Origin of the sequence: Halomonas sp. 72, assembly GCF_052379785.1 — a bacterium.
Lineage (GTDB): Bacteria > Pseudomonadota > Gammaproteobacteria > Pseudomonadales > Halomonadaceae > Vreelandella > Vreelandella citrativorans.
Genome location: NZ_JBQSYY010000010.1, coordinates 50,829 through 63,841 on the forward strand (window position 1 = coordinate 50,829; position 13,013 = coordinate 63,841).

Annotated in this window: 13 protein-coding genes; 6 read left to right on the forward strand and 7 right to left on the reverse strand. The window is 55.7% G+C overall.

The features are described from left to right. Positions 1-14: 14 nt before the first annotated feature. From mtnK to folE2, 5 genes are all read left to right on the forward strand, one after another. Positions 15-1,292 (forward strand): S-methyl-5-thioribose kinase, encoded by a 1,278-nt coding sequence (gene mtnK / locus ACT3T6_RS10850; RefSeq protein ID WP_193054251.1) that lies wholly within the window; start codon positions 15-17, stop codon positions 1,290-1,292. A 342-nt stretch (positions 1,293-1,634) separates the two neighbouring features. Then, positions 1,635-2,195, forward strand: a complete 561-nt coding sequence (locus tag ACT3T6_RS10855) for a gamma carbonic anhydrase family protein (protein ID WP_193054252.1) — start codon at positions 1,635-1,637, stop codon at positions 2,193-2,195. Between the two features lie 139 nt (positions 2,196-2,334). Further along, positions 2,335-2,799, forward strand: coding sequence for an RNA polymerase-binding protein DksA (gene dksA, locus ACT3T6_RS10860; RefSeq protein WP_264298661.1), 465 nt, complete (start codon positions 2,335-2,337; stop codon positions 2,797-2,799). Between the two features lie 6 nt (positions 2,800-2,805). Next, the gene (locus ACT3T6_RS10865) at positions 2,806-3,891 is read left to right on the forward strand and encodes a CobW family GTP-binding protein (protein WP_193054253.1); all 1,086 of its coding nucleotides are present in this window, start codon (positions 2,806-2,808) and stop codon (positions 3,889-3,891) included. Then, complete coding sequence (gene folE2, locus ACT3T6_RS10870) at positions 3,891-4,781, forward strand: GTP cyclohydrolase FolE2 (protein ID WP_193054254.1); 891 nt, start codon at positions 3,891-3,893, stop codon at positions 4,779-4,781. Before ACT3T6_RS10865 ends, folE2 begins: the two co-directional genes overlap by 1 nt. A 14-nt stretch (positions 4,782-4,795) precedes the next feature. Here folE2 and ACT3T6_RS10875 read toward each other — a convergent pair whose 3' ends face one another. After that, complete coding sequence (locus tag ACT3T6_RS10875; RefSeq protein WP_193054255.1) at positions 4,796-5,836, reverse strand: GlxA family transcriptional regulator; 1,041 nt, start codon at positions 5,834-5,836, stop codon at positions 4,796-4,798. 122 nt (positions 5,837-5,958) lie between these two features. Here ACT3T6_RS10875 and ACT3T6_RS10880 point away from each other — a divergent pair, with 122 nt between their 5' ends. Continuing rightward, positions 5,959-7,122, forward strand: coding sequence for an S-(hydroxymethyl)glutathione dehydrogenase/class III alcohol dehydrogenase (locus ACT3T6_RS10880; RefSeq protein WP_193054256.1), 1,164 nt, complete (start codon positions 5,959-5,961; stop codon positions 7,120-7,122). Positions 7,123-7,244: 122 nt separating this feature from the next. Here the strand turns inward: ACT3T6_RS10880 and ACT3T6_RS10885 are convergent, their stop codons facing one another. The 6 genes from ACT3T6_RS10885 to mtnB all read right to left on the reverse strand — a co-directional run bounded on the left by ACT3T6_RS10885 (position 7,245) and on the right by mtnB (position 12,917). Then, positions 7,245-8,297 (reverse strand): substrate-binding domain-containing protein, encoded by a 1,053-nt coding sequence (locus tag ACT3T6_RS10885; RefSeq protein ID WP_226913543.1) that lies wholly within the window; start codon positions 8,295-8,297, stop codon positions 7,245-7,247. Between the two features lie 47 nt (positions 8,298-8,344). Further along, on the reverse strand, positions 8,345-9,433 hold the full coding sequence (locus ACT3T6_RS10890) for an ABC transporter permease (protein WP_287076845.1): 1,089 nt from the start codon (positions 9,431-9,433) through the stop codon (positions 8,345-8,347). Continuing rightward, the gene (locus tag ACT3T6_RS10895; RefSeq protein WP_193054257.1) at positions 9,369-10,862 is read right to left on the reverse strand and encodes a sugar ABC transporter ATP-binding protein; all 1,494 of its coding nucleotides are present in this window, start codon (positions 10,860-10,862) and stop codon (positions 9,369-9,371) included. Before ACT3T6_RS10895 ends, ACT3T6_RS10890 begins: the two co-directional genes overlap by 65 nt. A 168-nt stretch (positions 10,863-11,030) precedes the next feature. After that, a complete protein-coding gene (locus tag ACT3T6_RS10900) occupies positions 11,031-11,579 on the reverse strand; it encodes a 1,2-dihydroxy-3-keto-5-methylthiopentene dioxygenase (RefSeq protein ID WP_193054258.1) in 549 nt (182 codons plus the stop codon). A gap of 34 nt (positions 11,580-11,613) precedes the next feature. Further along, positions 11,614-12,333 carry an acireductone synthase gene (gene mtnC, locus ACT3T6_RS10905; RefSeq protein ID WP_193054259.1) on the reverse strand — a complete coding sequence of 240 codons (720 nt, stop codon included), beginning with the start codon at positions 12,331-12,333 and terminating at the stop codon, positions 11,614-11,616. Further along, entirely contained in the window at positions 12,330-12,917 is a 588-nt protein-coding gene (gene mtnB / locus ACT3T6_RS10910) for a methylthioribulose 1-phosphate dehydratase (protein WP_193054260.1), read from the reverse strand. The genes mtnC and mtnB overlap by 4 nt, the downstream gene beginning before the upstream one ends. Positions 12,918-13,013 lie beyond the last annotated feature (96 nt).

The window sequence follows — 13,013 nt, forward strand, 5'->3', positions numbered from 1 at the left end:
TTGAGGAGCACGCTGTGGAAAACGGTCAATCAGAAGCGGCCTTGCGTTATGAAGCGCTATCCGTCGATACGCTGGCAACGCGGCTGGGTGATGTACACGAAGTCGCCAGCCGGGTAGGCGGCGACCCCGCGAGTTGGGAAATTCGTGAGGTGGGCGATGGCAACCTGAACCTGGTGTTTATCGTGACGGGTACCACGGGCAGTGTGGTGGTTAAGCAGGCGCTGCCCTATGTTCGTATGGTGGGCGAAAGCTGGCCGCTGCCGCTTTACCGCGCCCATTTTGAGTATTACGCCCTGGTGCGCCAGGCCAAGCGTGCCCCCAATATTGCGCCGGAGGTGTTTTATTTCGATAAGCCCCAGGCCCTGTTTGTGATGGAGTATCTTTACCCGCACACGATTTTGCGTCGCAAACTGATTAAAGGTGAGCGCGTGGCTCGCTTGGGGGAAATCATCGGCCAGTTCTGCGCGCGCACGGCGTTTCGCGGCTCGGAGCTTTCCCTGCCAAGCCCTGAGAAGAAACAGGATGTGGGGCTTTTCTCCGGCAACGTGGCCATTCCCGCGATTACGGAATCGCTGGTGTTCACCGACCCCTATTATGGCGCCGAGATGAATCACCACACGCCGGAGCTTTCGCCGGTGGTGGACGAGCTGCGCCGCAACGCGCGCTTAAAAGCCAGGGTTCAGCGGCTATTGATGAAGTTCACCGCCAACACCGAAACCATGCTCCACGGTGATTTGCACTCGGGCTCGATCATGGCGACCGACACCGACGTGCGCGTGATCGACCCTGAGTTTTCCCAGTACGGGCCGATGGCCTTTGATTTGGGAATGGCCGTAGCCAACTTCCTGATGGCGTACTTTAGTCAGCCTGCCCACCGCCAGGATGACGAACTGGAGGCGTACCAGACGTGGATTCTCGACGTCATTGAGGCGTGCTTCACAAGCTTTGATGCCGAGTTCCGCCACTTATGGCAAACCGAGCGCGCCGGCATTCTGTTCCCCAGGGCGCTGTTTGAAGACCAAGGCAACAGCGCGGACGATGCCTGCGATGCGCTGTTGGAGGAGATTCGCCTGGATGCGCTGGCCTACTGCGGTATCGAGATGCACCGCCGGGTGCTGTCACTGGCCCATAATGCGGATTTCGAAGAGATCGAAGACACTGCCCTGCGCGCCCGGCTTGAAGCCCGCAATGTGTTGATGGGCCAGGCGCTTATTATGAATCCTGAGGCGGTTTGTGAGATACCTGCGCTTATTGAACTGGCCCAGGCGTATAACCGTCAGGATGTTCTATAAACAGCCTTCTATAAAAGACATGCTTTAAAAAAGCCGCAATCGCCCGATGAGCTGCCCCCTGGCGTTGGACAACCCTCTAACGCAGGGGGGGGGGTATAAGGAAGGCGTACGACGAGACGTTCAAGTTGCTGATTGCGCAGCCTGCCCAGTAAATATCCCTGTCCCGGTAACGTTACGATTGAGAGCATTCGTTATATTTATTTGGTATGTTATACTATAACAATATGAGTTTTGACTGAGATTGATTTCAGCATATTTGAGTCCCCTTGCTGTAGTCCGTAAGCCCCATCTGGTCTGCCTCAACACTTCCCCTGCTTTATGATAAATAAGGATAAGTTACCAATGATTAGGAAAAATCCACGTGGTGACCTGCCAACGATTCATCCCAGTGCTTTTATTGATCCCACGGCTATCATTTGTGGATTGGTCATCGTGGAAGAGAACGTATTCATCGGGCCCTACGCCGTGATCAGAGCCGATGAAATGGATGCGCATGGAAATATTGATCCGATGGTGATCGGTGCACACTCCAATATTCAAGATGGCGTTGTGATCCACTCCAAATCGGGGGCCAGCGTAACGATAGGTAAGCGTACCTCGATTGCTCATCGCGCTATTGTGCATGGGCCCTGCACGGTGGGTAGTGGCGTGTTCATCGGCTTTAACAGCGTACTTTTCAATTGCCAGATTGGCGATGGCTGCGTAGTGCGCTACAACGCGGTGGTCGATGGTTGCCAACTGCCAGCGAACTTTTATGTTCCTTCTACTGAGCGAATTGGCCCCGATACCAATTTGACGCGTTTAAGCCAGGTGCCCAGCGAAGCGAGTGCGTTTTCTGAGGATGTCGCTCGCACCAACAATGATTTGGTGCAGGGTTATAAGGCTATCCATAATGAGTTTTAGGCAGTAGCGATTTTCCGCTCGTATAAAACGATTAAGGGCACGCTGTTACGCTTAGCTAGTGAGTCAGGTCGCTATTAACGTTAAATTTTTCGTCTTTATTTGGTATGTTATAACGTAATTTATAGCGCAAGGTATATGTATGAATAAGCCAATTACCACGGCATTAACACAGCGTGAGTCGCCGGATAAAGCGCAGAAGGCCAAGATATTGGCCATGCCTGCCTGCGACTATATGAACGACGAGCAGCTGGCTTTTTTTCGCCAGCGCTTGCTGGATGAGCGCTATGAAATTCAAGCGCATTTAACGGAAATGAAAGAGGTAATCGCTTCTCACGAACGTGACAGCGATGAAGCCGATCAGGCCTCGTTTGAAGAGGAGCTGCGCCTGTCACTACGCCAGGCCGACCGGGAAAGCCGCCTGGTGAATAATATCGATGCGGCTTTGAGACGGATCGATAACGGCGACTATGGCTATTGTGACGAGACTGGCGAGCCTATTGGTATTGCCCGCTTGCTGTTCCGACCCACCGCGCGGCTATGTATTGAGGCCAAAGAGCGTCAGGAAAGCCAGGAAAATCATTACCGCAAAGCAAGGTGGGAGTAACCCGTTATGACGACACCCTCGCTCATTCCCATTAACGTGCTTACCGGTTTTTTGGGAAGCGGCAAAACCACGCTGCTCAATCGTTGGGTACACCAATCGTCAATGCGTAATACATTGGTGGTTATCAATGAGTTTGGTGATATTGGGCTGGACCACCTGCTCATCACCCATAGCGATGAGCAAGCTGTTATCGAAATGAGCAGCGGTTGCCTATGCTGTACGCTGCGCGGCGATCTTAGTCGTACGCTTCAGCAAGCGTTGGAAGATATTCAGGCACAAGATAAGCCTTTGCCCTCACGCGTGGTGATCGAAACCACGGGCCTGGCAGTGCCCACTTCCATACTGCAATTGCTGATGACCGACCACTGGCTAGCGCATCGTTTTAAGCTTGATAGCGTGGTGTGCTGTGTTGATGCAGTCAATGGCGCCGCAACGCTTACCGCCCATAGCGAGTCGCAGCAGCAAGTAGCCATCGCCGATAAGCTGTTACTCACCAAGACCGACTTGGCCGAGCAAAACGAGGTATCTACCCTGGCCAACCAGCTCGCGAGAATTAACCCCACGGCCGAGCAGTGGCAGGTAATTAACGGCGAGCTTTCCGCCAGCCTCCTGGTCGGCGCAGGGCTTTATCGCAGTGAACAGGCGGGCTATCAGGTTGATCAGTGGCTAAAGGCGGGCAGCTATACAATCCAGCCCGCCGATCAACACGCCGGCGCTGCTTTTTCGCTAAGTAAGCATTCATTGTTGAACGCGGCCCAGCCCGACAGCACATCGCACGGCGACAGTATCAATGCCTTTTGCTTTAGCGTTGAGGAGCCAATCCACCCCGACACGTTAGAGAGCTGGCTGGATATCTTGATGTCGCTGATGGGCGATAAAATGTTGCGTATCAAAGCGGTAGTGCACCTTACCGACAGGGAGTCACCGCTGGCGTTACACGGCGTACAGCATATCTTTCACCCGCCTGCAGAGCTGCCCATAGGCAGCGTGAGTGATCGAGTTTCCCGATTTGTTTTCATCACGCAGAACGTGTCGCCGGAGAGCGTGGCTGAGATGTACCGCTTTTTTCAAACCTCTAAAGAGAGTGCCTAATGACCGCTGTGACGTTACCCGATATTGCACGCCAAAGGCCGACGCTATCAGGCGCTTTATCATGGGTAGGGATGGAGGGTATCGCGCTGCCCATTCGCTTAAACGATATGACGCTTAACGTGACGGTAAATGCGGGCGTCAGCCTTGATGAGCCGGGCACCCGGGGGATCCATATGTCGCGCTTATATCTAGCGCTGGATGCTCTAGAGAATGAGACATTGACACTACCTGTCGTTCACACGGTATTGGACACATTTGTAAAGGGCCAGGGCGGTCTGTCCCAACATGCGTATCTCAGTGTTGAGGGCAATATGCCTCTTAAACGCAGCGCGTTAATTAGCCCGCTCGCAGGATGGAAAAACTACCCGTTCTCGCTACATTGCCAACTGACTCCAGCGGGTTTCCAAGCGCAGTTGGATATTAAAATAGGCTACTCATCGACCTGCCCCTGCTCGGCGGCGTTAGCCCGACAGCTCATTCAGCAAGCCTTTGCAGAAGACTTCGAAGAAATACCGCTAACCAAGTCAGCGGTATCGGCTTGGCTCGGTAGTGAAGAGGGCATACTGGCAACTCCCCATAGTCAGCGAAGTGACGTCACCTGCTCGTTGCGTCTGTCACCAGAAAGTGGCGACACACTGCCGTTGGAAGCCACCATCGACCGGGTCGAGAACGCCCTGGGCACCGCGCTGCAGACGGCGGTGAAGCGTATCGATGAACAGGCCTTCGCCCTCGCCAATGGCCAAAACCTGATGTTTTGTGAAGATGCCGCCAAGCGTGTGGATAACACGCTGCGCAAAATGCCTTGGGTCACGGGATTTCAACTCAAGGTCGTGCATGCAGAGAGCCTGCATGCTCACAACGCCGTCGCGCGCAGCGAATGGCAGTGGTGATGTGATGATCGTAATCAATGAAGCGATAGGGGCGTGCGGGCGGTTTGAAAGCGTGCCCGATAGGCGGTAGGCGTCAGCGCGTAACGACGAGAAAACACCTTGCGCATCTGTTCGTCGGAGCTAAATCCCGCGCGCCAGGCAATGCTTTTCATGGGCAGCGCTGTGTCGAGCAGCAGCGACTTGGCGCGTTCACAACGGGCGTTTTCAAGCCAGGCCGATGGCGTCATGCCAAACTCGTCAAGAAACGTGCGGCTGAAATGGCGGGGGCTCATACCCGCCTTGGCGGCCATATCTGCAAGCTTTAAAGGTTTATCAAGATGAGTGATAAGCCAGCTCTGTAACTCGCGCATACTGGGCGAACCCGTCATTTGGCTGGTGAGGGCGGCGCTAAATTGCGACTGGCCACCCGGGCGTTTGAGATAAACCACCAGATCGCGCGCTACGCCCAGCGCCAGATCGCGTCCAAAATCCTGCTCGACAAATGCCAGCGTCAGATCAATCGCGGCCGTCACCCCGGCGGAAGTCCAGAAACGACCGTCCTGCACAAAAATCGCATCGGCATCTACCTGCAACGCGGGAAAACGCTGCTGTAGCAGGGCCGCGTAGTGCCAGTGCGTTGCCGCACGACGGCGGTTAAGAAGCCCCGCTTCAGCGAGAAAAAATGACCCGGTACATAGCGCGGCGAAGCGCTGAACATCATCTGCCCGACGGCGACACCAATCGATAAGTGCGGGTTGGCTGGTGAGTGCTTTTTCGATATCGGCAGCGCCTGCCACCATTACGGTTGAAAGCGGGCCATTTTCAGGCAGCCCGCTCTGTGCTTGAAGTGGCACCATCGTCTCCGACGCAATCACGCCAGGCTGTGGGGCGGCCAGCGTCACCTTGTAACGTCGCGGATCGCCTCGCTCGGCCAAGCGTTTGTTGGCGTAGGTGAATACGCTGAGCGGTCCGATGGCCTCCATGATTTTAAACCCCGGATAAATGATGAGATGTACACGGTCGCTGTTTTCGGCTGCTGTGATCCCTGGGATGTTATTGGCTTCGTCATTTTTCATGGGTATTACTCTTTCGAGGCCTGATTGCCGTGAACTCTGTCTTGATTTGACCGGAGTACTCGCTGGGGTAATTTAACAAAACGTTATAACGTATCATTTTGGCTCAAGTAAAAGGAGAGAAAATGAAAACGCGCGCCGCGATTGCATGGGAGCCGAACCGCCCACTGGAAATTGAAGAAATCGACCTGGAAGGTCCCAAAGACGGTGAAGTGCTGGTCCGCATTGTTACCACCAGCCTCTGTCATACGGATATGTTCACGCTTTCGGGTCGCGACCCTGAAGGGCTATTCCCTGCCGTGCTCGGTCACGAAGGCGTAGGGGTCGTCGAGGAAGTGGGCCGTGGTGTTACATCGGTTAAGCCCGGGGATCACGTGATTCCTCTCTACACGCCCGAAGACCCCAACTGCCCCTATATCAAGTCGGGTAAAACCAATCTTTGCCAGACGATTCGCGAGACACAAGGGCGCGGCGTGATGCCCGACGGCACCTCGCGGTTCTCTTACAAAGGGAAGATGATCCATCACTATATGGGGACCAGCACTTTCAGCGAATACACGGTACTGCCTGAAATTGCGGTCGCAAAAATTGCTAAAGAGGCGCCCCTTGCCAAGGCAAGTGTTATGGGCTGCGCGGTGCCGACCGGGATGGGGGCGGTGCGTAATACTGCCAAGGTTACACCTGGCGCGACCGTCGTGGTTTTTGGCTTAGGCGCGGTGGGCATGGCGGTAATTCAAGGCGCCAAAATGGTCGGCGCTGGCCGTATTATCGGTATCGATACCAACCCCAACAAGTTCCCGCTGGCACGGGACATGGGTGTCACGGAGTGCGTTAATCCCGCCGACTTCAGGCAGCCCATCCAGGAAGTCATCGTCGAAATGACCAATGGCGGCGCAGATTACTCCTTTGAATGCATTGGCAATGTCAACGTGATGCGTGCGGCACTGGAGTGCTGCCACAAAGGATGGGGCGAGTGTACGGTGATCGGCGTGGCGGGTGCGGGCGAAGAAATTTCTACGCGGCCCTTTCAACTGGTGACCGGGCGTGTATGGCGAGGTTCGGCCTTTGGCGGTGTGCTAGGGCGCAGCCAGCTGCCGGGGATGGTCGATGAATGGTTACGCGGCGACTTCGATGTCGACCCCTACATTACCCACAATATGGCGCACGATCAGATCAACACCGCCTTCGACTTGTTGCACGCAGGGAAATCGATCCGTTCGGTCATCCATTTCCAGCCCAAGGAGACGATGCAGCTGGAAGGATTGGCTGGCAAGATTGTTTCAAGCTGAACATATACGCTTGGAAGGTAGGCGGGTTCTGATTGAACCCGCCTCCGTGTAACCATAAAAAAGCCCGCTATCAGTTCCAGCGTTGCACAGCTTTTGAATGGCTGGTTTAGCACTGGGCAGGATTAACGCTCAGGCAGGGGCAGCCAGTCGGCAAGCGCTACTTCGGCATGGGAGAACTGCGGCATATTCTCGCCCAGCGTTCCCATATTGGTGATGGCGTTATCGTTCAGGAAGTCCTGAGTAATCAGTGTGGGCGGCACGATAACCTGCTGGCCGGGCGCTTCACCGGCCATTAATAGCGCCAGCGTACGTACCGAGACTTCACCCACCACGGTTGGGTTGGTGGCAACCGTTGCGGCCCAGGGCGAGCCGGGTTCACGCATGGCGGCAATGTCGGAGGTGGAGATATCGGCGGAATAAATAGCGATATCCTCACCCAGTCCCATTTCATCCACGGCTATTTTCACGCCCGCTGCAAACTCATTATAGGGCGCGAAGAACACATCAATCATTGGGTTGGCCTGAATCACCGCGCGGGCCTGATTGGCAACCGAGTTGGCGATCGGGTTATCCAGCGTGCCGAATACGGCGGCTTCGGTCACACCAGGGTGAGTTTCTTTAAAATCTTCCCAAGCGGCGTTGCGGCGATCAAGCGGCGCGATACCTGGCACGTAAACATAGCCTGCGGTAAAGCGGTCACCGTTATCCTGTAGCGCCTGGTTAAGTACCAACTCGCCCAGCAGGTAATCGGACTGCTCGACTTGCGGGATGGCGGGGTTGTCCACTTCCACATCGAATGCCACAACATCAATACCCGCCTCTACAGCGCGCTGGGCAGCGTCTTTCATGGACTCCGGCAGCCCGTGTTGAATGATGATGCCGTCCACGCCGAGCGCGATGGCCTGGTCCACCATATCTGCCTGCAGGGCCGCATCCTGGCGGCTATCCAGCACGCGCAGATCCACGCCCAGCGCAGCGGCTTGCGCCTCTACACCCGACAGATAGGCTTGGAAAAAATCGCCCGTGGAGATATAGCGGATAAGCGCGATGGTGACATCTTCCGGCGCATCGAAGGGTGCCGGGCGCTCCTCAGCTGTTGTCAGGCTCGTTCCCAGTAGCACCATGGCGGCGGTAAAACTTACAGCAAAGCGTTTGAGCATACGGTGTTTAAGCATAGCGGTGTCCCGATTGTTAACGTTTTTAGCGTTGATGCGTTTATTAATTAATGACGGCCTGATTGGCCACGCCGTGAGGAGAGATAAAAGGTGAACATGAGCGCCACCACCAGTACCGCGCCTTTAACAAAATCCTGGGTGTAGTAGGGTGCATTCATCATCGTCATGCCTTGAAGAAGAATCCCCACAAAAAGTGCGCCCATGGCCGTGCCAAATGCGTTGGGGCGTGCAGCGCCCAGTACGGCAAAGCCAATTAGCGCCGCGGCCACGCTATCCAGCAGTAGGTTGTTACCACTGGCAATATCTCCCCGGCCTAAACGGGCGGCCAGCAAAATACCGCCAATCGAGGCAGTAACACCAGAAATCATATACGCCGCGATCTTGTAGCGCTCTACCGGCGCCCCCACCAAGGCGGTCGCACGCTCGTTGGAGCCAATGGCATACATCAGCCTGCCGTGACGGGTGAAGCCTAAAAACAGCCAGATAGCGACCGCGATCAATACGAACACCACTACCGGCACCGGAATCAAACGCTCCAGAATCAGGTCAAAGCGGTGCCTGCCCAGCCACAGAAACGCCGCCGAGAACGTGCCTTCCGCAGTGGAGCCATCGGCCAGCGACATACCGGTGGCGATAGAGTTGCCCTGGGTAGGAATGCGCTGAAGGCCAATCAGCAAAAACATCATGCCCAGGGTGGCCAACAGGTCAGGGATGCGGAACTTGACGATCAGCAGGCCGTTAATAAGCCCGATGAACGCACCCATCAACAGGCAGACTGCCACGGCCACATAGGCGGGCTGTTCAAGCACCACCATGCAATACGCCGCCAGCATCAACGAGGTGGTGGCCACGGCACCAATGGATAGGTCAAACCCGCCTACCACCAGCGTGGTGGTCACGCCCAACGCCAGAATGCCGGTAATTGCCACAGACTGAAGCACAAATACCGCCGAACGCGGGTTCGCAAAGCCTGAGGCCGCCAGGCTGAAGTAAACGACTAGCGCCACCAGCAACAGCAAGAAACCGTAGCGAATGGCTAGCTCCAGGCAGCGAGCTTTCGCGGCGCTGGTGTCAGGCTTTTCCGGAGGCCTGGGCGACGAGGGCGTTGAGGTCGATATCTCGGTTGGATTGCTCACCAGCAATGGCTCCTTCATGTAACACAATAATTCGGTCAGCGATTTCAATCGCCTCGTCTAGTTCAGAGACAAACACCAGCGTGGCGCGCCCTTTGGCGGTTGCCCGTATATGACGGCCTATATCCTGCCGGGCACCGATATCCACGCCTTGAAAGGGCTCATCTAGCAGCAACACGCGGCTGGGCGATTGAAGCCAGCGCCCGATCATGACCTTTTGCTGGTTGCCCCCGGAAAGCGTGCCAATCGAATCCGCGTGGGATTGGCAGACGATCCCCAGCTGGGCAATCATCTGTTCCGTGCTAGCACGCTGCTGACGCGCGCTCAGAAACGCCCCACGGGTAAAGGCTTTTAAAAACGGCAGCGTCATATTGTCGGCGATATTGAAATCCCCAATCACACCGTTGGTCGCTCTGTCTTTTACCGACATGAACACGCCCCGGGCAAGCGCTTCACGTACATTGGCGGGCGCATAGGGCTGGCCATCAACCTGCATGGTGCCGCTGCTTAAAGAGCGCAGCCCAAACAGGGTTTCGACAAGCGCCGACATTCCACTGCCCAGCAGGCCGGCAAATGCGACGATTTCGCCGTCACCCACGCTCAAACTGACCGGCGCCGCCCCTTGAGCCAGTTCGACACTTTGCAGCGTGAGGATAGGCGCGCCCGGTGTGGCCGGTTCGATATCAGCATTCTTGATCGCTTGGCCCAGCATGGCGTGCACAGCGGCGGTAAGATCCAGCGGCGCTTGATCGAATACGCCGGAGATCTGGCCATCGCGCAGGCAGATGATGCGATCCGCCAAGCGTCTGATATCGGACATGCGGTGCGATATATACATAATCGCCACACCCTGGGCGCGCAAACGGTCGATCACCGTAAACAAGCGCTCGGCCTCAGAGGCGGAGAGCGATGAGGTCGGTTCATCCAGAATCAAAAGTCTGGGGGCGTGGGCCATGGCCCTGGCAATGCTGATCATCTGCCGGTCGGCCACCGAAAGATCGGCAACGCGGGCGTTCAGGTCGATATCCAGGCCCATGGCGTCGGCAACTTCGCTTGCCTGCTGACGAAGCTTCTTAGCGCTGACCCATAAGCCGTGCGCGCCGGAGGCTAATCTATCCAGCATCAGGTTGTTGGCCACGTCCAGGTCGGGGATAACGCCGTCATCGATGGATTGATGCACGGTCACCACGCCCTGGTGAATCGCCTCACGCGCATCGCGGGGGTGGTAGGGCATACCGGCAAGCTGCATCTGGCCGTGGTCGGCTGCGTGGTAGCCGCTAAGTACCTTAACCAGGGTCGACTTGCCTGCCCCATTGGCGCCCATCAATACGACGACTTCGCCAGCATTGATATGCATATCAATGCCACGCAAGACCTGATTGTTCCCAAAGGATTTATGAATCCCCTGGATATCAAGCACGCTCGCTTGCAAGACGTTTCTCCTTGGTAGGCATACGCTGTGAAGGGCGCAAGATCATCGGTAACGAGGGTTGGAAAGTCAATCGCCGTGGCAGGGCATATGGCAAGCACGAAAAGCCTGAGGCCAGCGCAAAAAAGGACGCGGGAATTGAACCCGCGTCCTTTTAGTTACTGCCGATATTTACAGCTGATCAATCCGGTCAAACTTGCCAGCGATATCGCTCTCGGTCCAGTGGGGCACCCAGCCTTCTACGTTGTCGAAGAAACGCAGCGCGGTAAATTCAGGCGCGGGGCCCATATCGAACCAGTGGGGCGTGTTGGCGGGTACGCTGATCAGGTCGTTGCGGGTGCACAGCACCTGATACACCTTGTCGTCGATATGCAGGCAGAAAAGCCCTTGGCCTTTGACGAAAAAGCGCACTTCGTCCTCAAAGTGGCGATGTTCGTTTAAAAACTTCTGGCGCATGGCATCCTTTTCAGGATGCGTAGGCACCATGTGCAGCACATCCACCGTCTGGTAGCCGCCCTGGGCTTTTAGCCGCTCGATATCATCCTGGTAGAGCGCCAGAATATCGTCCTGAGTGGCGTCGTCGGCAATTTCGCCCGGCGTTGCCCAGCGTTCAAACAGCACGCCTACACGGTTGAGCTCAGTCTTGATCTGCTCGCCGTCGGTAATATCGACCAGCGCGCTGTTCGGGTCTTGATCGGCAAATACTTTAAGTTGTGACATTAAGGCGCTCTCCGCTAGTTAAAAGCTTGAACCGTTACAGATCGATCTCATCGAAGCTTGTCACGCAAGCGTGCTGTGTGCCTGCCTGGGTGCCTTCACGCACCAGTTGCAGCGTCTGCATGCCCGCCTGCTTGGCGGCATCCAATTCTCCTACCACATCGGATAGGAACAGGATTTCGTCGGCGGGAAGCTGTAGCTTGCTGACGATACGCTGATACGCCAAGGCTTCGCGTTTGTGGCCAATATGGGTGTCGAAATAGCCGCTAAACAGCGGGGTTAAATCGCCCTCTGTGCTGTAGCCAAACAGCAGCTTTTGCGCCTGCACGGAGCCTGATGAGTAAACATAAAGCTGCTTTCCGGCCTCTGCCCATTGGCGAAGGCGTGGGGCGACATCGCTATACAGATGCCCTTTAAAGGCGCCACGCTGGTAGCCATCAGCCCACATCATGCCCTGAAGCGCTTTGAGCGGCGTAACTTTTTGATCAGTTTCGATCCAGTAGAGCAGGGTTTCAACGACTTTATCCAGCGAGGCGTCCGGTTCATTGAGCTCATTGCGTACCGCGTCTATCTGCTCTTCCACATCAGGTTGGGCCGAGTGGGTGTACACATACTCGGGCAACTGATCATGAGCGTAGGGGAACAGCACCTTATGCACAAAGCTGATATCCGTCGTGGTGCCTTCGATATCGGTGACCACGGCGCGAATGCTGGTGTTATCAAGACTTGGCTTATTAACATCTGGATGATTGATCATTTGGACCACCGGCTCTCTTCAAGGACACAGGCAAGTAAAAACTCAATGGCTTCCAAATGGCGGCGACACTCGGCAATGCTGCTGCCCACGGCATAAATACCGTGGCCCGCCACCAGAAAGCCCCAGGGCATCGGCCAACCTGCCCGTACATGGTCGGCCAGCTCGCTCATATCCTGGGAGTTGGGGACCACCGGCAAGTGAATGGTGGCGTCATGCGTGCTATTACCCTGTAGCGCCTTTTGCATTTCAAAGCCGCTTAGCGCAATGCCTTCAGGAAAACGACGCGAAAGAACGGTGCTTGCCACGGTGTGGGTGTGCAGTACGCAGCCAATCTGTTCATCCATCCGATAAAGTGCCGCGTGAAGGTCGCTTTCGGCGCTGGGTTTGCCACTGCCTTCAAGTACGCGCCCTTCAAGGTCGCAAAGCAATAAGTCATCGGCTTGAATGTGCGTTTTATCACGGCCCGAGGCGGTGACCAGATAACCTTGCGGCACTCGGGCAGAAAAATTACCGCCCGTGGCGGGCGTCCAGCCTTGTTGGGCCGCCCAAGAGATCGCTGCTAGCAGTTCGTCTTGTAATGTCATCGTAGGGTCAGTATCGCGTCGCTTTCAAAGGCTTTCATTCTATATGATATGCTCCGCGGCTGATAAGCCATGCGCCGTATTCGTTCTTTCCATACG